The sequence below is a fragment of the Stutzerimonas tianxiuensis genome (genome assembly GCF_053470365.1).
The window spans coordinates 41,127-60,340 of the sequence record NZ_JBPVWS010000002.1; the positions used below are offsets into that span (position 1 = coordinate 41,127).

General features: G+C 59.3%; 17 protein-coding genes. 12 read left to right on the plus strand and 5 right to left on the minus strand.

Annotated elements, in window-relative coordinates:
* Nucleotides 1–91 precede the first annotated feature (91 nt).
* On the minus strand, nt 92–2,575 hold the full coding sequence (plsB, locus tag ACSSNI_RS02805) for a glycerol-3-phosphate 1-O-acyltransferase PlsB (protein WP_200639236.1): 2,484 nt from the start codon (nt 2,573–2,575) through the stop codon (nt 92–94).
* A gap of 207 nt (nt 2,576–2,782) precedes the next feature.
* Nucleotides 2,783–3,259, minus strand: coding sequence for a YqhA family protein (locus ACSSNI_RS02810; protein ID WP_102836032.1), 477 nt, complete (start codon nt 3,257–3,259; stop codon nt 2,783–2,785).
* A gap of 184 nt (nt 3,260–3,443) precedes the next feature.
* Here ACSSNI_RS02810 and ACSSNI_RS02815 point away from each other — a divergent pair, with 184 nt between their 5' ends.
* The 4 genes from ACSSNI_RS02815 (at nt 3,444) to ACSSNI_RS02830 (ending at nt 7,362) form a co-directional block, all read left to right on the plus strand.
* Nucleotides 3,444–4,367 carry an ABC transporter ATP-binding protein gene (locus ACSSNI_RS02815; RefSeq protein ID WP_200639239.1) on the plus strand — a complete coding sequence of 308 codons (924 nt, stop codon included), beginning with the start codon at nt 3,444–3,446 and terminating at the stop codon, nt 4,365–4,367.
* Nucleotides 4,364–5,095: an ABC transporter permease subunit gene (locus tag ACSSNI_RS02820; RefSeq protein ID WP_200639241.1), complete on the plus strand. Its 732-nt coding sequence runs from the start codon at nt 4,364–4,366 to the stop codon at nt 5,093–5,095. Before ACSSNI_RS02815 ends, ACSSNI_RS02820 begins: the two co-directional genes overlap by 4 nt.
* A 10-nt stretch (nt 5,096–5,105) precedes the next feature.
* A complete protein-coding gene (locus tag ACSSNI_RS02825) occupies nt 5,106–6,950 on the plus strand; it encodes a GldG family protein (protein WP_200639243.1) in 1,845 nt (614 codons plus the stop codon).
* 202 nt (nt 6,951–7,152) lie between these two features.
* The gene (locus ACSSNI_RS02830) at nt 7,153–7,362 is read left to right on the plus strand and encodes a cold-shock protein (RefSeq protein ID WP_014852307.1); all 210 of its coding nucleotides are present in this window, start codon (nt 7,153–7,155) and stop codon (nt 7,360–7,362) included.
* Between the two features lie 220 nt (nt 7,363–7,582).
* Here the strand turns inward: ACSSNI_RS02830 and ACSSNI_RS02835 are convergent, their stop codons facing one another.
* Complete coding sequence (locus ACSSNI_RS02835) at nt 7,583–9,238, minus strand: electron transfer flavoprotein-ubiquinone oxidoreductase (protein ID WP_200639245.1); 1,656 nt, start codon at nt 9,236–9,238, stop codon at nt 7,583–7,585.
* 331 nt (nt 9,239–9,569) lie between these two features.
* On the opposite strand from ACSSNI_RS02835, the gene ACSSNI_RS02840 reads away from it, so the two are divergent.
* The 7 genes from ACSSNI_RS02840 (at nt 9,570) to ACSSNI_RS02870 (ending at nt 15,440) form a co-directional block, all read left to right on the plus strand.
* Complete coding sequence (locus ACSSNI_RS02840; RefSeq protein ID WP_045425680.1) at nt 9,570–10,319, plus strand: electron transfer flavoprotein subunit beta/FixA family protein; 750 nt, start codon at nt 9,570–9,572, stop codon at nt 10,317–10,319.
* Nucleotides 10,320–11,249 (plus strand): electron transfer flavoprotein subunit alpha/FixB family protein, encoded by a 930-nt coding sequence (locus tag ACSSNI_RS02845; protein WP_102836038.1) that lies wholly within the window; start codon nt 10,320–10,322, stop codon nt 11,247–11,249.
* A 126-nt stretch (nt 11,250–11,375) separates the two neighbouring features.
* On the plus strand, nt 11,376–12,200 hold the full coding sequence (locus tag ACSSNI_RS02850) for a substrate-binding periplasmic protein (protein ID WP_200639247.1): 825 nt from the start codon (nt 11,376–11,378) through the stop codon (nt 12,198–12,200).
* A 48-nt stretch (nt 12,201–12,248) separates the two neighbouring features.
* Entirely contained in the window at nt 12,249–12,560 is a 312-nt protein-coding gene (locus ACSSNI_RS02855) for a DUF4398 domain-containing protein (RefSeq protein WP_102836401.1), read from the plus strand.
* Nucleotides 12,557–13,363, plus strand: coding sequence for an OmpA family protein (locus tag ACSSNI_RS02860; RefSeq protein WP_102836040.1), 807 nt, complete (start codon nt 12,557–12,559; stop codon nt 13,361–13,363). The genes ACSSNI_RS02855 and ACSSNI_RS02860 overlap by 4 nt, the downstream gene beginning before the upstream one ends.
* A gap of 114 nt (nt 13,364–13,477) precedes the next feature.
* Nucleotides 13,478–14,908 carry an aminotransferase-like domain-containing protein gene (locus ACSSNI_RS02865; protein ID WP_102836402.1) on the plus strand — a complete coding sequence of 477 codons (1,431 nt, stop codon included), beginning with the start codon at nt 13,478–13,480 and terminating at the stop codon, nt 14,906–14,908.
* A gap of 178 nt (nt 14,909–15,086) precedes the next feature.
* Nucleotides 15,087–15,440, plus strand: a complete 354-nt coding sequence (locus ACSSNI_RS02870; RefSeq protein ID WP_448258963.1) for a hypothetical protein — start codon at nt 15,087–15,089, stop codon at nt 15,438–15,440.
* 15 nt (nt 15,441–15,455) lie between these two features.
* On the opposite strand, the gene ACSSNI_RS02875 is transcribed toward ACSSNI_RS02870, so the two are convergent.
* A complete protein-coding gene (locus ACSSNI_RS02875) occupies nt 15,456–18,035 on the minus strand; it encodes a bifunctional diguanylate cyclase/phosphodiesterase (RefSeq protein WP_200639249.1) in 2,580 nt (859 codons plus the stop codon).
* Nucleotides 18,036–18,179: 144 nt separating this feature from the next.
* Nucleotides 18,180–18,347: a DUF2897 family protein gene (locus tag ACSSNI_RS02880; RefSeq protein WP_102836043.1), complete on the minus strand. Its 168-nt coding sequence runs from the start codon at nt 18,345–18,347 to the stop codon at nt 18,180–18,182.
* 152 nt (nt 18,348–18,499) lie between these two features.
* Between ACSSNI_RS02880 and pyrF the strand changes: the two genes are divergently transcribed.
* Complete coding sequence (gene pyrF, locus ACSSNI_RS02885) at nt 18,500–19,195, plus strand: orotidine-5'-phosphate decarboxylase (protein WP_200639250.1); 696 nt, start codon at nt 18,500–18,502, stop codon at nt 19,193–19,195.
* Nucleotides 19,196–19,214 lie beyond the last annotated feature (19 nt).

A 19,214-nucleotide genomic window follows, 5' to 3' on the forward strand; every position in this document is an offset into this window, starting at 1 on the left:
TCGAACTTTTCGGCATTAAGCCTGGGCGTCCTTAGCGTGGTTGCCACTGAGGACCTGGCTGCCAGCGCCCATGCTTGAGCATCCAGCGGCGTCAGTCCGAGAGCTGTTCCTCGTCGTGCCGCTCCAACGCGACCTGGCGAATCGAGAGACGGATTTCGGCAGGCAGCACGCGCTTGGCGACACCCTCAGCCAGTTCGCCAAGCTTGGCGTGGTAGCCAAGCTTGCCGGCGGCGTCCTGCTGCAGCACGTTCTGATCCAGCAGGCTCTTGATGAAGTGGCGGAACAGACTTTTGTCGAAAAACTCCGGCGCGTTCAGGCCATGCAGGATCGAAAGACGCTGGGCCATGATCGTGCAGAGGTTTTCCAGCTCTTCGGCATCGAGGGTGTTCTGACCACTGTTGAGCAATAGCGCAATGGCCATGTAGAAGCGTTGCAGCGTCTGCATGATCGCCCGCGCCAGCAAGGTCAGCAGGACGAACTGACGAGAGCTGGGTGCCGGCCTCACGTAGGTCTCACCGTCGCGCTTGAGCAGCCCCTGTTCGACGAAGGCATCCAGCCATTGATCGATCACTGCGCCCAGTTGCTCGGGTTCCCAGCGGATGAACAGCTCGGCGCGCAGATAGGGGTAAAGCGCCTCGGTGAACCGCAGGATCTGTTCGCGGCTGATCCGTGAGCTGCTCTGGAAGAAGCTCGCCAGCAATGCTGGGAGGGCGAAGATATGCATCACGTTGTTGCGGTAGTAGGTCATCAGAACGGCGTTTTGCTCGTCCAGATAGAGGATGTTGCCCAGCGCGTCTTTCTGCTCAGCCAAGAGGCCGAGTGCCTTCACATAGCTGATCAGCGATTCGCCGTCACCGTCCGGCAGGGTGGTGTGAGGCGAGTAGGGCACGGCCCGCAGCAGGTTCTGATAGAGGTCGAGGATGCGCGCCAGTGAACGCCGATCCAGCGCCTGACGGCTGGTGGAGAGCATCGCCAGCGCGACCAGGTTGACCGGATTGACCGCGGCGGCTTCGTTGAGCCGTTGAGCGATGCGTTCGGACAGCTTGTTGGTGGTCTCGTTGAGCCAGTCGGGACGGAAGTCCGGCGCCAGTTCCTGCTTGCGCCAGCCCGGTTGTTGCTGGTCGAGAAACTCGTTGAGCTTCAGCGGCTCGCCAAAATTCACCCAGACCTGCCCGAAGCGCTGCTTCAGTGCGCCGATGACCTTGAAGATGTCGAAGATCGATTCCTTCTTCTTCGCTGCACCGCGCAGCTCCCCCAGATAGGTGCGGCCTTCGAGCACTCGCTCGTAGCCGATGTACACCGGCACGAAGAGGATCGGCAGGCGCGAGGAGCGCAGATAGCTGCGCAGGGTGATGGCGAGCATGCCAGTCTTGGGTTGCAGCATGCGTCCGGTACGCGAGCGACCTCCCTCGACAAAGTACTCCACCGGAAAGCCACGGCTGAACAAGGTGTGCAGGTACTCGTTGAACACCGCGGTATAGAGCGGGTTGCCCTTGAACGTACGGCGCATGAAGAAGGCGCCGCCACGACGCAGCAGGCTGCCGATTACCGGCATGTTGAGGTTGATGCCGGCGGCGATGTGCGGCGGTGTCAGGCCGTTGCGAAACAGCAGATAGGAGAGCAGCAGGTAGTCGATATGACTGCGGTGGCACGGCACGTAGATGACTTCGTAGCCCTGCACCGCCTCCTGCAGCGGCTCCAAGTGATTGACGCGGATGCCGTCGTAGATCTTGTTCCAGAACCAGGACAGCACCACCTCGAGAAAGCGCACGGCCGTGTAGGCGTAGTCCGAGGCGATCTCGTTGCCGTAGCGCAGCGCCCGCGCTTCGGCCTTTTCCAGCGAAATGCTTTCGCGCTCGGCCTCGTCCCTGATTGCCTGACGCACCTGCGGGCCGTGTACCAAGCCTTTGACCAGGTTGCGACGGTGCGACAGGTCGGGGCCGATCACCGCCGTTTTCTGATTGCGGAAATGCACCCGCAGCATGCGATGAACCATGCGCAGGGTGCGTTCGTGGCCTTTATTCTGCGCCACCAACTCATTGAGCTGGATCGGCGTGGAGAACTGCACGCGGGTTTCGCGCCCGAGCATGACGATACTGAGCAGCTTGCGCAGCCTTCCGGTGACGGCCCAGCTGTCGGCGAACAGCAGTTTCCAGGCACTGGTTTCGCGATCCGGCGAGCGACCCCAGAACACGCTGACCGGAATGATCTGGGCATTGTCTACGGCGTTCTGTTCCAAGGCACCGACCAAGCGCACCAGCGGCGCTGGCGTAACAGCGCGGGTCCGGGTGCCGAACCAGCTCGCGGGCGGGTTGAGAAAGATGAACGCCGCCGGCTCGACATGATTGCCCACCGCCACGTCCGCCACCGGGCGCGGCAGACCGGCCTTGCTGCACTCGTGATCGAGCACCGCGAGATCGCTCAGTGAGGCGCGTTGCAGCACGTAGAACGCTGGCTTGCTGCGGTCTAGCTTGAGGGTGAAGGCGGACTGGTTGATCGTCTCCGAGCGCACCCAGACATACAGCAGGCGACGCACGAGGGAGAAAACGAGACGGCGAAACGGAGAGCGGGTCATACGGCAGATTCGACTGTGGAAGGGTTAATGCCCTTGAAGCGCGCAAGTGTGCCGCATGCGGTGTTGGCGGGCAAAAGTCTGGTGAAGGAAGTGCACTGGTTGGCGTGCCGGCTCAACCGGTGATGTGCGTTCGAAGCGGGCGAGGGCAACTGTTCGGTTTGCAGACGGCGATCGGCTATTTGAGTCGCCCTGTGCGTTCGCCCTGGTTTACCTCATGTTTTTCCATGCGTAGACGGCCGAGAACACGACCAGGCTTACGGCTGCTCCGAAATACAGAGTCTCCAGCTGAGCGCCCACCTCGACCGCATGCTCGAGAAACAATATGACGATGATGACCACCGAAACCTGTATCAGGGTTTTCTTCAGGTCATGGAACGACCTGATATCCAGCGGCCCGAGCGAGGCGCTTTGTTCGGCTGGCACCGGCTTGATGAACAGTCGATACAGGCTGATAGCTATCAGCTGAAAGGTAATGGCGATCAACAGCAGGTCTAGCAGCTTCAGTAGCTTGACGGCGAGACTCTTGCTGTCGTTTGCGGTGTGGGGGAACTGATGGATCAGCTCCAGCAGCAGGTGAACCATGGTGTTCAGACTGACGCCGTACAACAGCACGGCGGAGATTGCCGTCGTTGCAACGGCAACCAGCACCAGGAAACGGCTGCTGCGAAAGATTCGTTCGATCATGTTTTAACATCCCGGTCGCCTATGGCTCTCGCTTGAGGCTAGTGCAAGTCGAAGCCATGCGGCGTTGCTGTCGAATAGCCACCTGGTCCGGTTGCAATAGCATTGTGGCTCTCCTTATAGTCCGGCGCGCATTAGGCTGGTATGCCAAACGTGGCCGCAGGCCCGTCAGCACGGATGAAAGTTGATGATCGAACTGAACAATCTGACCAAACGATTCGCTCAGCACACGGCAGTTGATGCCTTGTCCTTTTCCGTCGAGCCGGGCGAAGTGTTGGGTTTTCTAGGCCCGAACGGGGCCGGAAAGTCCACGACGATGAAGATGTTGACCGGCTTCCTCACGCCGACGTCAGGCAGCGCAAGCATCTTTGGCTGCGATATTCAGACCCAGGCGCTTCAGGCGCAGCGCCAGATGGGCTATCTGCCCGAGGGGGCGCCCTGCTATGGCGACATGACGGTGCGGGGCTTTCTCGAGTTCATCGCCGAGGTGCGGGGTTATCGCGGTGCGGACAAACGCGTGCGGGTCGACACGGCCGTGGGCCAGGTCGAGCTGGAATCGGTGCTTGGCCAGAGCATCGACACGCTGTCGAAGGGATTCAAGCGTCGAGTTGGACTGGCGCAGGCGATTCTGCATGATCCGCGCGTGCTGATCCTCGATGAGCCTACCGATGGCCTGGACCCGAACCAGAAGCACCAGGTTCGCGAACTGATCAAAGGCTTGGCCCGGGACAAGATCGTCATCATCTCCACGCATATCCTCGAAGAGGTCACGGCGGTCTGCACGCGCGCGATCGTCATCGCTCGCGGCCAGCTGGTGGCCGACGGCACGCCACTGGAGCTGCAAAGTCGCTCCAGGTATCACCAGGCCGTGACGCTGGTCGGCGAAGGGCCGCTGGATGACGTTGCCCTGGCGGCTTTGCCGGGCGTGGCCGGAGTTGAGGTGAATCAGTTGGAGCACAGCCTTACGGTGCTGGCCAAACCGGGTCAGGTGATCTTTCCGCAGATCAATGCCTTGATCACCCAGCAGGGCTGGGCCGTGCGGGAGCTGGATGTGGAACGCGGCCGATTGGACGAAGTATTTCAGACATTAACGCGTGGGGAGGCGTTATGAGTCAGTTGCCGGTGATCTTCAAGCGCGAGCTGGGCAGCTATTTCGCGACGCCGCTCGCTTACGTCTTCACCCTGATCTTTCTGGTGCTGTCGGGCGTATTCAGCTTTTATCTGGGCGGCTTTTACGAGCGGGGGCAGGCGGATCTGGTTCCTTTTTTCAGCTTTCATACATGGCTCTATCTGTTTCTGATTCCAGCGATCGCCATGCGGCTGTGGGCCGAGGAGCGCAAATCGGGTTCGATCGAGCTGTTGATGACCTTGCCCATTACCCGTTTCGAAGCGGTCACTGGCAAATTCCTCGCGGCCTGGGTATTTGCCGGGCTTGCCTTGCTGCTGACGTTTCCGATGGTCATCACCGTCAACTACCTGGGCCAGCCAGACAACGGCGCGATCATCACCGGCTATTTCGGTAGCTGGCTGCTGGCTGGCGCTTTCCTTGCGATCGGGTCCTGCATGTCGGCGTTGGCCAAGAATCAGGTGATTGCCTTCATCCTGGCGGTCAGCGTGTGTTTCCTGTTCATCGTCAGCGGTTTGCCGATGGTGCTCGACGCCTTCGCCTGGGCGCCGCAATGGCTGGTGGACGCAGTGGCTTCGCTGAGCATCCTGATTCGCTTCGATTCGCTCAGCAAAGGGGTCATCGATCTGCGAGACCTGCTGTATTTCGTCACCCTGATCATCGCCTGGCTGATGGCTACTGCCATCGTCGTCGATATGAAGAAAGCGGCATAAGGGAGCCCGCATGAAACGACTGATGTATTCAGGTGCCGGGCTGCTGCTGATCGCACTGGCTTTCCTGGCATTCAGTGCTGTTTCCAGCCTGATCTTTACCGATGCGCGGCTGGATCTAACCGAGCAGAAGCTCTTCACCTTATCGAAAGGCACCGAGACCATCCTGGCAGGAATCGAGGAGCCGATTGAATTGCAGCTGTTCTACTCGGACGAGGCGACGGGCGAACTGGTTGCGCTACGCAACTATGCACGGCGCGTTGAGGAGCTGCTGCATGCCTATCAGCGTGAGGCTGATGGCAAGATCACGCTGCGGGTGATCGATCCTGAACCGTTCTCCGAGGAGGAGGATCGGGCCGCCGAGCTCGGCCTGCAGGCCGTGCCGCTGGATCAGGGCGGTGACAAGGTCTACTTCGGCTTGGCTGGTATCAACGCGGCGGGGCAGACGCAGAGCATTCCGTTCTTCCCGCTGGACCAAGAGGAGTTTCTCGAGTACGAAATCAGTCGCCTGGTGCAGACGCTGACTACGCCACAAATGCCGGTGGTCGGTGTGCTTTCAGGGCTGCCCATCACGGGCGGTTTTGACGCGCGTACCCAGCAGGCAACGCCTCCTTGGATGCTGCTGGAGAACATCCGTCAGTTGTTCCATATCGAGAGCCTCAAGCGCGACGTGGACATGATTCCATCGGACGTGTCGGTGCTCATGCTGATCCATCCGAAGGAGCTGCCGGAGCAGACCCTGTATGCCATCGACCAGTTCGTCATGCGCGGCGGCAAGCTGCTGGTATTACTCGACCCCTACAGCGAGGCGGACCCTGGCGTGGGCATCGGGCCAGGTGAGTTCGGCGAGGGCAAGGCGTCGGATCTGGAGCCTCTGTTCAATGCCTGGGGCGTGCGCATGGTGCCCAATCAGGTGGTGTTGGACGCGTCCTATGCGATGTCCGTCGGTGTAGGCGAGGAGCGCCGCCCGGTCAGGCATCCGGCCTGGTTGAGCTTGCCGCAGCGCATGATGGACAGCGAGGACGTTGTAACCGCTTCGCTGGAGAGCTTGAACGTGGCGACCGCGGGCTTCCTCGAACCGTTAAAGGATGCAACGACTCGTTTCGTGCCACTGATCCAGAGCTCCAGCTATGCCTTGCCGATCGAGTCGGAGCGCTTCGCGACATTAGAAAATCCCGAGTTGCTGTTGCGGGAGCTGGAGCCCACAGGCGAGCGCTACACGCTTGCGGCGCGTATCCAGGGCCCCGCTAAGTCGGCCTATCCCAATGGTATCGAGGGGCATACGGACGGTCTGAAAGACAGCTCGAGCATCAATGTACTGGCTGTGGCGGACACCGACTTGCTTGCAGACCGCATGTGGGTGCAGGTCGATAACTTCTTCGGTCAGCGCATGCCCCAGCCCTGGGCCAACAATGGCACCTTCGTGATTAACGCGCTGGACAATCTATCGGGCACCGATGCGCTGATCAGCGTCCGCTCACGTGGTCGGTTTGCTCGACCGTTTACGGTTGTCGAAGACTTGCAACGTCAGGCGGAGAACCGCTTCCGCGAGAAGGAAGAAGTGTTGCAGCAACGTCTGGCTGAGACTGAGGCACAACTTGCCGAGTTACAGGGGCCGGACGCGGAAGGGGTTGTGCAGCTGACTGCGGAACAACAGACCGCGCTGCAGAATTTCATGCAAGAGAAGCTGCTCATCCGCAAAGAGTTGCGTGAGGTGCGCTACCAGCTCAACGCGGATATTGAGGCGCTTGGGCGGACGCTCAAATTCTTCAATATCGGCTTAGTGCCGCTGCTGCTCACGCTCGGCATGTTGTTGCTGTGGCTCTGGCGCAGGCGTCGATCAGTAAAAATACGGTGAGCTGGCCGGCCCGGCGGTTTGCTTGTGTTGTGTGCCTCGCGCCCCGAGCCCCAATCGGGCTCACTCTGATGCGCCGGCGAACGCCAGAAACGTACTTGTCATGGCCGCTGCGCTATATTTGGCGCTGGCGTTGATTCCAAGAAGATCACGCCTGTCCGTTGATCCCCGAGCGGGAATAATAAGAACGAGTTGGAGAAGTAGGATGGCTGAGCGCGAAACCGGAACCGTTAAGTGGTTCAACGATGCCAAGGGTTATGGATTCATTCAGCGTGGCAGTGGTGCAGATGTGTTTGTGCATTACCAGGCGATTCGTGGCGAAGGCCACCGCTCTCTAGCCGAGGGGCAACAGGTCGAGTTTTCGGTCACCCAGGGACAGAAGGGCCTGCAGGCGGAGGATGTGGCTGGGTTGTAACCGCCGGCTATTCGCTCAACTGCCCTTCGGCTGTTAGCGGAACTGTGACAGAGCCCTGGCCAAGGCCGGGGCTTTTCGTTTTCAGGGCTTTTTGCTAAGTGGCTATGCTCTGGTGACGTTCTAGATGGCAGATGTTTCGTTCGCAGTCGCCGAAGTGGTGGGTCTTGAAAAAGCAAAACCCCGCCGAGGCGGGGTTGGCTACGCTGCAGGGCAGCCTTTGTCACATGTTGGGGTAGTTCGGCCCGCCGGTGCCTTCCGGCGCGACCCAGACAATGTTCTGCGCCGGGTCCTTGATGTCACAAGTCTTGCAGTGCACGCAGTTTTGCGCGTTGATCTGGAAGCGTTTGCCGCCTTCATCACTGTCCACCACCTCGTAGACGCCGGCCGGGCAGTAACGCTGGGCAGGTTCGTCGTACATGGGCAGGTTCTTCTCGATCGGAATGCTCGGATCGATCAGTTTGAGGTGAACCGGCTGCTCTTCTTCATGGTTGGTGTTGGAGAGGAACACCGAGCTCAGCTTGTCGAAACTGAGCTTGCCGTCCGGCTTGGGATAATCGATCTTCTTCGACTCTGCGGCGGTCTTCAGGCACGCGTAATCGGGCTTGGTGTCGTGCAACGTGAACGGAATCTTGCCGCTGAATATGTTCTGGTCTATGAAGTTGAACGCGCCGCCTTTGATCGCTCCCCATTTGTGAATCGCCGCGCCGAAGTTACGGCTAGCGTACAGCTCCTGGTACAGCCAGCTGGCTTTGAAGCCTTCTTCATAGCCAGTCAGCTCATCGCCACCCTCACGGCCGGCAAACAAGGCATCCGCAACCGCTTCTGCAGCCAGCATGCCGGATTTCATTGCGGTGTGGCTGCCCTTGATCTTGGCGAAGTTCAGGGTGCCAGCGTCGCAACCGATCAGTGCGCCACCATTGAACACCATCTTCGGCAGCGAATTGATGCCGCCCTTGGCGATCGCTCGCGCGCCGTAGGAAACGCGCTTGCCACCCTCCAGATACTGCTTGATCACCGGATGATGCTTGTAGCGCTGGAACTCGTCGAACGGGGAAAGGTACGGGTTGCTGTAGGACAGATCAACGATCAGGCCGACCACGACCTGGTTGTTTTCCAGGTGATAAAGGAAGGAGCCACCTGTGTTGTCATCGTTCAGCGGCCAGCCTGCAGTGTGAACGACCAGCCCTTGCTCGTGCTTGGCCGGATCGATGTCCCAGAGCTCCTTGATACCGATCCCGTAGTGCTGCGGATCGACGTTGGCATTGAGCTGGAATCGATTGATCAGCTGCTTGCCGATATGGCCACGGCAGCCTTCGGCGAACAGGGTGTACTTCGCACGCAGCTCCATGCCAGGGGTGTACATGCCTTCTTTCGGATTGCCCTCGCGGTCCACGCCGAGATCACCGGTAAGAATGCCGCGAACCACACCCTGTTCATCGATCAGTGCTTCCTGAGCCGCAAAGCCTGGGTAGATTTCGACGCCGAGATTCTCGGCTTGCTGAGCGAGCCAGCGACAGAAGTTGCCCAGCGAAATGATGTAGTTGCCTTCGTTGTGCATGGTCTTGGGAACCAGCGCATTGGGCAGCTTGCGCGCAGCGTCGGCGCTCTTGAGCAGATAGATGTCGTCGCGCTTGACCGAGGTATTTAGAGGGGCTTCGAGTTCTTTCCAGTTGGGAAAGAGCTCGTTCAGCGCGCGCGGCTCGAACACGGCACCAGATAGGATGTGGGCGCCAACTTCGGAACCCTTCTCAACGACGCAGACGCTGATTTCCTTTCCGGCATCGGCGGCTCGCTGCTTCAGTCGGCAGGCAGCGGACAGGCCCGCGGGGCCGGCGCCGACGATGACTACGTCGAATTCCATGTATTCGCGTTCCATTGGCTATCTCCTACTCAAGGCTTGATTGTTTTATAGATAGTGGAGGGCTGGATCGTGTCCCTGACCAGGCCGAGCTGCCGCATTATATATAGACGCCCGAAAGGGTCCAATACAAACGTTTGTTTGAATTTCTCTCAAGCCTGATAGAATCCGGCAACAGCGGCTTATGACGGGTCATTTGCGTTGTTGACCCCAGCTGTTGCCTGCATTCAAGATACGGGCAGTTTTGTGCTCGCCGAACAGGTCCGGAAGGCTAATGGCGGCCCGGTCCTTGAGCATGGCTCGGTTCGCCTCGGCGAAATTCTATTCACCGGAGAGTAACGAGGAATCCATGAAGATTCTTGTAGCTGTCAAACGAGTGGTCGATTACAACGTCAAGGTTCGCGTCAAGGCGGACAACTCCGGCGTCGACCTCGCCAACGTCAAAATGTCGATGAATCCCTTCTGCGAAATCGCTGTGGAAGAAGCCGTACGCCTGAAGGAAAAAGGCGTCGCGAGCGAGATCGTCGTGGTATCCATCGGTCCGACCGCTGCCCAAGAGCAGCTGCGCACCGCGCTGGCGCTGGGTGCTGATCGTGCCGTGCTGGTCGAGTCCAGCGAAGAACTCAACTCCCTCGCCGTCGCCAAGCTTCTGAAGGCTGTGGTCGACAAGGAGCAGCCGCAGCTGGTGATCCTTGGCAAGCAGGCCATCGACAGCGACAACAACCAGACCGGACAGATGCTGGGTGCACTGACCGGGTTCGCTCAGGGCACTTTCGCTTCGAAAGTCGAAGTGTCGGGCGACAAGGTAAACGTCGAGCGCGAAATCGACGGCGGCGCGCAAACCGTTGCGTTGAATCTGCCGGCTATCGTGACCACCGACCTGCGCCTGAACGAGCCGCGCTACGCGTCGTTGCCGAACATCATGAAGGCCAAGAAGAAGCCGCTGGAAGTGCTGACGCCGGACGCGCTGGGCGTAACCACTACTTCCACCGTGAAGACCTTGAAAGTCGAAGCGCCTGCGGCACGTAGCGCGGGTATCAAGGTCAAGTCCGTGGCTGAACTGGTCGAGAAACTGAAGAACGAGGCGAAGGTAATCTAAATGACTATCCTGGTTATCGCTGAACACAACAATGCCGTTCTGGCTGCGGCCACTCTGAACACCGTGGCTGCAGCCAAGGCGATCGGCGGCGACATTCATGTGCTGGTTGCTGGCGCTGGTTGCGCTGCTATCGGTGAGGCGGCTGCGAAGATCGAAGGCGTTTCCAAGGTGCTGGTCGCTGACGACGCTGCTTACGCCAATCAGCTGCCGGAAAACGTTGCGCCGCTGATTGCCGATCTGGCGAAGGATTACAGCCACGTGCTGGCTGCGGCCACTACCAACGGCAAGAACTTCCTGCCGCGCGTAGCCGCCAAGCTGGACGTTGATCAGATCTCTGAAATCATCGCTGTCGAAAGCGCAGACACCTTCAAGCGTCCGATCTATGCCGGTAACGCAATTGCCACCGTGCAATCCAGCGCGGCGATCAAGGTTATTACCGTGCGCGCCACTGGTTTTGATCCGGTCAGTGCTGAAGGCGGATCGGCTGCTGTCGAGCAGGTTTCCGGTACTGGCGATGCGGGCGTTTCCGCGTTCGTAGGTGAAGAACTGGCCAAGTCCGATCGTCCTGAACTGACGGCTGCTAAGATCGTCGTTTCCGGTGGTCGTGGCATGCAGAACGGTGACAACTTCAAGCACCTCTATTCGCTGGCCGACAAGCTTGGCGCCGCCGTTGGCGCTTCTCGCGCGGCGGTCGATGCTGGCTTCGTGCCGAACGACATGCAGGTTGGTCAGACCGGCAAAATCGTTGCGCCGCAGCTGTATATCGCGGTGGGCATCTCCGGAGCCATCCAGCACCTGGCGGGCATGAAGGACTCCAAAGTGATCGTTGCGATCAACAAGGACGAAGAAGCGCCAATCTTCCAGGTCGCCGATTACGGCTTGGTGGGTGACTTGTTCGAAATCCTGCCGGAACTGGAGCAGCTCGTGTAACTGAGCCGCTTGAAAAAACCCGCTCTCGTAGCGGGTTTTTTTATGAGCGCTCGGCTGCACTGGCCAATGGTAAGATTCCAGCAGTCCCGACAAGAAGCCTGTCCGATTCTACCCATGAGGTTTTCCATGCGCTGTGCCGTTTCGCTGAAGTCCGCTTTGCTCGCCGTGTTGTTGGCAACCCCCGTCGCGGCACACGCGGCGGCTGCGAAGTGTGATCGGCTGATCGCGACTGGCGGCGCAGACAACCCTCCTTTTCTCTGGCGCGATCCGCAGAACCCCAAGCGGCTGGTGGGAGCGAACGCTGATCTGCTAAAAAAGATCACCGACTCGCTCGACCTGAAGCTCGAAGTGCTCTACACCGGCGATGCGGGCGCAGCGCTGGAGCAAGTGCGCAGTGGGCGGGTCGATGTGCTGGCCGATGCGGTCCTGGCACCAAAGGAACTGGCATATCTGGATTTCATCCATCCATCGATTACGGCCTTGCAGATGTCCGCCTGGGTAGGTCAGGAGCCTGGCTTCCTCTATTCAGACCGGCAGGATCTGGCAGGTCGGACGGGCGCCTATGTGAAGAAGGGAATCTCTGGCAGCGCGTTCGAGCACTATGCCAAGGAAAACCTTCGTTTACATGCTGCTCCCAGCCTGGCTGAGGCTCTCAATAGGCTGTCGACAGGCAAAGCGGATTATGTCCTGCATGAGCGTTACAGTTTCATTGCATATGCCGCCCGACAAGGGCTGCTCGCCGATATACAGCGTTTGGAACCAGCGGTGTTCAGTCGCGGTTTGCATTTCGCGGTCGCTCACGACTCGGCGTGTAACGGTCCGTGGCTGCGCGGACAGCTCGCAATAAAAATGACAGAATTGCGCGCTGCGGGGGTACCGCAGCAACTGCTGGTAGAGAACCTTGAACGCTGGAAACAGCAGCCAGCGCCGACCCGCAATTCGCAACGCTAGGATTTTCAATTGATCAAACAATCTTGCGGCACGCTCGTGCTGCTGGCGATGGTTGGCTGCGCCAGCGATCCTGCTCCCATTGAACAGCTGCGGCTTACCGAGCAGGCGTTGAGCCAGGCGCGCTCGGTGGGTGCTGCGGAACAGACGCCGGAATTGATGCAGGCGGAGCACAAGTTTGCGGCTGCGGTCGCAGCGATGAAGGATGAGCATTATCGAGAGGCACGCCTGCAGGCTGAGCAAGCCGAGCTTGACGCACGGCTGGCAGAGGCTCGGGTCCTTAACGAGAAGAGTCAGCAGGAACTGGCGGAATTGCACCGCCGCATCGCGCGCTTGCGTGAACAGCTGGGAGCGTTCCAGTGAAACCGGTCTACCTGATACCCGCACTGCTGGTAGCGCTTGGTGCGCTTCAAGGTTGTGCAACGCACGAGTCGCAACAGCAGCTGCAAAACGCATCAATGGATCTTCAAAGCGTCAGTGAGGAACCACAGATCCTTCTGGATGCGCCCAAGGATGTGATGCGCGCGAGCGAGTCGCTTGACCGAGCCAAGCGCTTCGCCGATTACCTGGGCAACGCAGAGGACGTTACTCACTATGCTTACCTCAGCAAGCGCTATAGCGAGATAGCCCGCCAGCACAGTGAGCAGCTGCAGAATCAGCGACGCGCGACCCAACTGAGCATGGAGCATGAGCGTTTGCGTCAGGCTGTTCAGGAAGCCCGAATGCTTGACCTGCAGCACCAGGGGCGTTGGTTGGAGGATCAGATGGTGAGCCTCGCGGCCGCCGAGACCGATCGCGGCCTGGTCATGACGCTTGGAGATGTGTTGTTCAGGGCGGCCAGTGCCGAGCTGGGATCGTCAGCCAACCGCACACTGCTAAAGGTCGTTCATTTTATGCAGCTCAATCCCAAGCGGCGGGTGCGGATCGAAGGCTATACAGACAACCGCGGTGATGCCGCCGAAAACCTTGCTTTATCGAGGGCGCGCGCACAGGCGGTGGGTGACTTTATGCAAAGCCTCGGAGTCGATGCCGGGCGTATCGAGGTTGTCGGCTACGGCGAGCAATATCGTGTCGCAGAGAACGCTTCAGCACGCGGACGTGCACAGAATCGCCGGGTAGAGATTTTGTTTTCCGACGAGCAAGGACGTTTGAGCAGTCCACGTTGATCTCAATTCTAGATAAAGAGCGATGACTGTGTTGGCGAGTTAGCAAGCAACTGTATTGGTTGAATATAACGGTGGTGTACTACTGTTATGGTCCAGTTGGCGGAGACGGACGAGATGACCAATCTGTTGCTTTATCAGCGCATTGCACACCAGCTTGCCGATGACATTCGGCGAGGTGTTTATCGCCCGGGCGAGCGTGTGCCGTCGGTACGCAAGATGAGCATGCAGCTGAACGTGAGTCATGCGACGGTCCTGCAGGCCTATGCCAATCTCGAAGACCAGGGAATGATCCGTGCTCGCCCGCAGTCGGGGTTTTATGTGCATCACACCCCGGCACTGACAGCCCCTACGCCGGATATTGCGCAGGTCGAGCGGCCGACGCTGGTCACGCGCAGCAGCATTATCAATCAGGTGCTTAGCGAGTCACGCCGTGACGGGCTCATACCGCTGGGTGCCGCCGTACCGCACGTGGACTATCTGCCTGCCCGTGCGTTGCACCAGCAGCTTGCCAAGGTCACTCGCTTCCAAAGCCAGCAGGCCTTCAGCTATATGTTCAGTCCCGGCTATGAGCCGCTGCGCCGGCAGGTGGCTATCCGCATGCGCGACGCCGGCGTGGTTGTCGGGCCTGACGAGGTCGTGATCACACATGGCTGTGTCGATGCGCTACAGATGTCCTTGCGGGTGCTGACCAAGCCCGGTGATTTGATCGCAGCGGAATCGCCCAGTTACTACGGTTTGCTTCAACTGGCCGATTTGCTAGGGCTCAAGGTGATCGAGATCCCGTGTGATCCGGATACCGGGCTCAGCCTCGAGGCGTTGCAGCTTGCAGCCAGTCAGTGGCCAATCAAGGCGCTGGTGTTGACCGCGCGGCTGAGTAATCCCCTGGGTGGCAGCGTCCCGGACGGACGGCAGAAACAGTTGTTAAAAATGGCGGCGAATTTCGACATACAGATTGTCGAAGACGATATCTACGGCGAGTTATTGTTCGACGTAGGGTCGATTAGGGCGCTCAAGTCGAATGACACCGAGGGGCGGGTGATTTATTGCTCGAGCTTCTCGAAGACCATTTCGCCTGGCGTGCGTATTGGCTGGATATTGCCTGGTCGTTACCGCGAAGAAATAAAACGCCTGCAGACCTTTAGTACGCATTCGGCCTGCAGCGTCACGCAGATGGGCGTGGCGGCTTATCTTGAAAACGGGGGGTACGATCGCCATCTGCGTTACATTCGCCATGAGTACCGGAAGAATCTCAGCGCTTTCCAGCTTGCCGTGCAGCGCTATTTCCCAGAGGGCACGCAGATGACTCGTCCTACGGGGGGGTTCATTCTCTGGGTCAGCTTGCCGGCTCGGGTGAATACCAAGGAGCTGCACGTTCAGGCGTTGAAGCGAGGCATCAGCATCGCGCCAGGGCTAATTTTCAGCAACACTGAACAGTTCAATCACTGTATCCGGCTCAACTGCGCGCTGCCCTGGACGGCCGAAGCGGAGCGAGCATTGAAAACTTTAGGTGAGCTTGCTGGGGAGCTTTGCCGGCAATCGAACTGAATGACGGGGAGGGCGGAAAATGAGATGGCTGACGTTGATTGGGCTGTCGCTACTGGCTGGCTGTGACGAGGTTCCGGATCAGCCTAGGCCTCCCACGCCGCCCAAGGTCGCTGTTTCGCCACCTGACACAGCTGCGCCGCTAGTTGCCGAGCCCGAGCTGGATACGCAGGTAGGACCGGTGAGTATCGAGTCTGAAAAGGAGCCAACTCTAGCAGCGAACCCGGAACAGCCCCCGACCGAACCCAGTGCGCCCACGCCTGCGCCAAAGGCCAAGCCTTCTGCCACCGTGCCTAAGACCAAGCTGGAAAAAGTGGAACTGCCAGAGCCAGACCTCGACCTTAGCCTTCCTGATGACTGGGCGGAAAGCCTTGACCCTGCTGAGAAGCCAGCGTCCTTGAGCCTGCTGCCACCGCTATTCGAGTCCAGCCAGGAGTCTCGCTCGCTGCAAATGAGCGGCGAGTTGCTGCCGGGAACGGCCGAGGACGAAGCTCTCATCGATGGTGCGCAGATCAATTTCGAACTCAAACGCTGAACCGCTGACGTTGGGTTATTGTTTCACCTCGTCACTCAGGCGCGCGGTGCTAAGTAGAGCGTGGAGCTCGTTGGCGGGCAGCGGATGGCTCATGTGAAATCCTTGCAGTTCGCTACAACCGTCAGCCAGTAGCAGATTCAGTTGTTCCAGCGTTTCCACACCTTCCGCAGTAACGCGCATGCTCAAACCATGACCAAGGTCGATCAAGGCTTTGACAATGGAGTGGTTTTCAACCGAATGGGACATGCCCGCAACGAAACTGCCGTCAATCTTGATCATGTCGAACGGGTAGTTCCGTAGATTGCTCAGTGACGAGTAGCCGGTACCGAAGTCATCCATTGCAAGCCGCAAGCCGAGCGACTTCAACCGATTGAGCACATCCAACGTGCTCTCGTTTTCCTGCAGCAAAGCGGTCTCGGTAATCTCCAGCTCAAGGCGGCTCGCAGGCAGACCACTGTCCTTGAGCGCGCTGATGATCATCTGGTATAGGTCGCCAACGCGCAGTTGCAGGGGTGAAATATTGACCGAAACGACCAGCTCATCTGACCAGTTCGACGCCTCGAGGCAGGCCTTACGCAGCACCCACTCGCCCAGCGGCACGATTAGCCCGGTTTCCTCTGCGAGGGGAATGAACTGTTCCGGTAGCAGTAAACCCCGCTTGGGGTGGTGCCAGCGCAGCAACGCTTCTGCACCGTTGATGCACATGCCTTTGCTCAGATAGCGGGGCTGATAATAGGCTTCGAACTGACCTTCGGTGATTGCCCGGCGCAGCTCGTCCTCCTGACAGCGCCTTTCATGCAGTCGTTTGTCCATCTCGCTGCCGTAGAAGCACCAGGTTCCACGCCCATCAGCCTTGGCCTGATAAAGGGCAATATCGGCGCACCGCAGCAGTTCGTTGGCCTGGCTGGCATCGGTCGGCGCCACGGCAATCCCAACGCTGGCGCCGATGTGGATCTGCTTGTCCTCATAGCTGAACGGCTCGCTGACAACTCCCACAACACGGGCGCAGAGCATTTCGATGTCTTCATTGTGTTGCAGACGGCTCACCACCATGACGAACTCATCGCCGCCCAGTCGGGCGACCAGATCGTCACCTCTGATGCACTGCTTCAGGCGGTTTGCGACGCCGATGAGGACTTCGTCGCCAGCGCCATGACCGAGGGTATCGTTCACCGGTTTGAAGCGATCCAGGTCGATATAGAGCACGGTCAGCCGCGACGCTTTATTCAGAGAGTTGAGCTTGCTTTCGAGATAATCGCGTAACCGGTTGCGGTTGGGTAAGCCAGTCAACGCATCATGCTGAGACAGATACTGGACCCGCGCCTGAGCCTTGGTCTCCTCGGTGACATCGCTGGCAGTGCCGCGATATCCCACCAGCTGGCCGCCGCTGCGGATTTCCCGGGCAGACAAACGGCAATGGCGCACGCACCCATCAGCGGCGTGATAGCTGCAACGCAGCGGTACGCTGTGTTTACCTGTGAGCCAGTCCTGCAGTGCTGCGTGATCCGTGAGCAGCAGGTCGATCAACGGGCGGCCAATCCAGGCCGCGGGCGCATGGCCGGTAATCTCCTCGAAGCGGGCCGATAGATAGGTGAGCTGGGCATTCTGGTCCGTTTCCCATATCCAGTCGGAAGCGGCTTCCGCTACGTCACGAAAACGCTCCTCGCTGGACGCCAACGCGGTGCGGCTTATCGCCAGGCGCTTGTAGCTGGCTTCCATGATGCGTACGGTCTTGAGTGCCTGGCACAAGAGCAGCCAAGCCAGCAGGCCAAGCCCGAGGGTGACGGCGCCGAGGACCGGCAGTGTCATCCACAACAGATACTCGCCGGGCTGCGACACGCTCCAGGTAAAACGCACCGGCGAGCCATCAAGCCTGATCAGTTCGGTCAGCGCACCGTCGATGCGCTCGTTGCCATCGTCTATACGAAGGCCTTTAACGGCGTACGCTTCTCCTACCTCAAGGAGCCAGTCGCGGTCCATCAGGTCGACAAAGACCAAAGTCGAGGCGGGGCCGGGTTGTTCTTCGATGTCGCTGCCGCCGGTTGTCATGACGGCTGCACTTGCCAGCGCAGGCTGTCCTCCGGCTGTGAGTACGCCAGAGGACGTCTCATCATCCTCAACGGCGAGCCGAGCATCGGCTAGCAGAGTCTGCAGCCCGTTTTCGAGCCATTGCCGAGCATCGACCTGAACGAGCTCACCGCGGATGACTGAGTAGGTGGTTTTGCCGTCCGCGTCGATAACGAAAACGGCGTCGTAGCCAAAGTCTTCGTACAGCGAGGGTCCCAGGTTTGCCTGTTCGTATGCCCAGTCCAGATTTACCCGCGTGCTCAGATTGGCGTATGCATCTCCCCAGAAGGCGTTGTCCGCCACGTGGCGGCTCATGCCGCGCCGGTGCGCTTCAAACGCCTTGCCCGTCAGAAAATGCTCCCGCACAAGCGCATCACTGTCGATGGTCCTGGCGATCTGGATTACCGCAACGGCAGCCGCCAGCAGCGCGACCGCCAACAGGCACGCGATGCCCGGCAAAATGCGGCGAGCGAAGGTGCTTTTAGCGTTGGGATCGATGTGATCGGTGAGGGGGTGAGAAGCTGGCATTCAATCATCCTGTAGAGAGGATCGAATGATCGCTTGGTTCATGGCTAAATGCCATCTGTTGCCGCCGGTTGCATAGGTTTCTGGACGCGCGGTCGTCGGGCGTCGAGCCGTGAGGGTGCGACACCAAACCAAGGTTGTAAGGGCTTATCGGTCCCGAGCGTCCTGGGCGTCTGCTTCGGCGTTGCGCTGAGCAATGCGCTGTTTTTGCTCTTCGGTCAGCGGAATCTTGCGCGCCCCGGCACGCAACATCAGCAGGCCGCCGATGATCGTGCCAATGACGAGAACCAGTAAAAGCCAGATGTACCAGGGCATGGACTTCTCCAGTAGCTTGATCTGTATGCATACCACCTTACGCCGGGCTGCATTGTGAAGCCATACCGGTGCAACATGGCGTGGCTTGAGCGGCTCCGCTCAAACGTTGTTTTTCTGCGACAATGCGCGCCGAATTTTGCCGAGGACTTGCCATGCCCTGCCAGACGCCGATCATTGTTGCGCTCGATTTTCCCTCCCGTGATGCTGCTTTGGCTTTGGCCGGGCAATTGGATCCGGCGCTATGTCGAGTCAAGGTGGGCAAGGAACTTTTCACCCGCTGCGGTCCGCCGGTGGTGGAAGCGTTGCAGGCCAAGGGGTTCGAGGTGTTTCTAGACCTGAAATTTCACGACATTCCCAATACCACGGCGATGGCCGTCAAGGCGGCGGCAGAGCTGGGCGTGTGGATGGTGAACGTACATTGCTCGGGTGGTTTGCGGATGATGGCCGCCTGCCGGGACACACTGGACAAGCTGAGTGGGCCAAAGCCTCTGCTCATCGGCGTAACAGTGTTGACCAGCATGGAGCAGGCGGACCTAGCTGATATCGGGTTGGATCTGCAACCGCAGCAGCAGGTATTGCGGCTTGCGGGGCTGGCGGAAAAGGCTGGGCTGGATGGGCTGGTCTGCTCGGCTCAGGAGGCGCAATCACTGAAAGCGCAATTCGCCGGACTGCAGCTGGTGACGCCGGGCATTCGTCCCGCCGGCAGCGCAGCGGATGATCAGCGGCGCATTCTCACGCCTGCGCAGGCAATTCAGGCAGGTTCTGATTACCTGGTGATCGGCCGCCCAATCGCTCAGGCCGCGGACCCGGCTCAAGCGCTGGCGGCGGTCGTCGCAGAACTGGCGTGAACTAAAAAGCCGGCCGCGA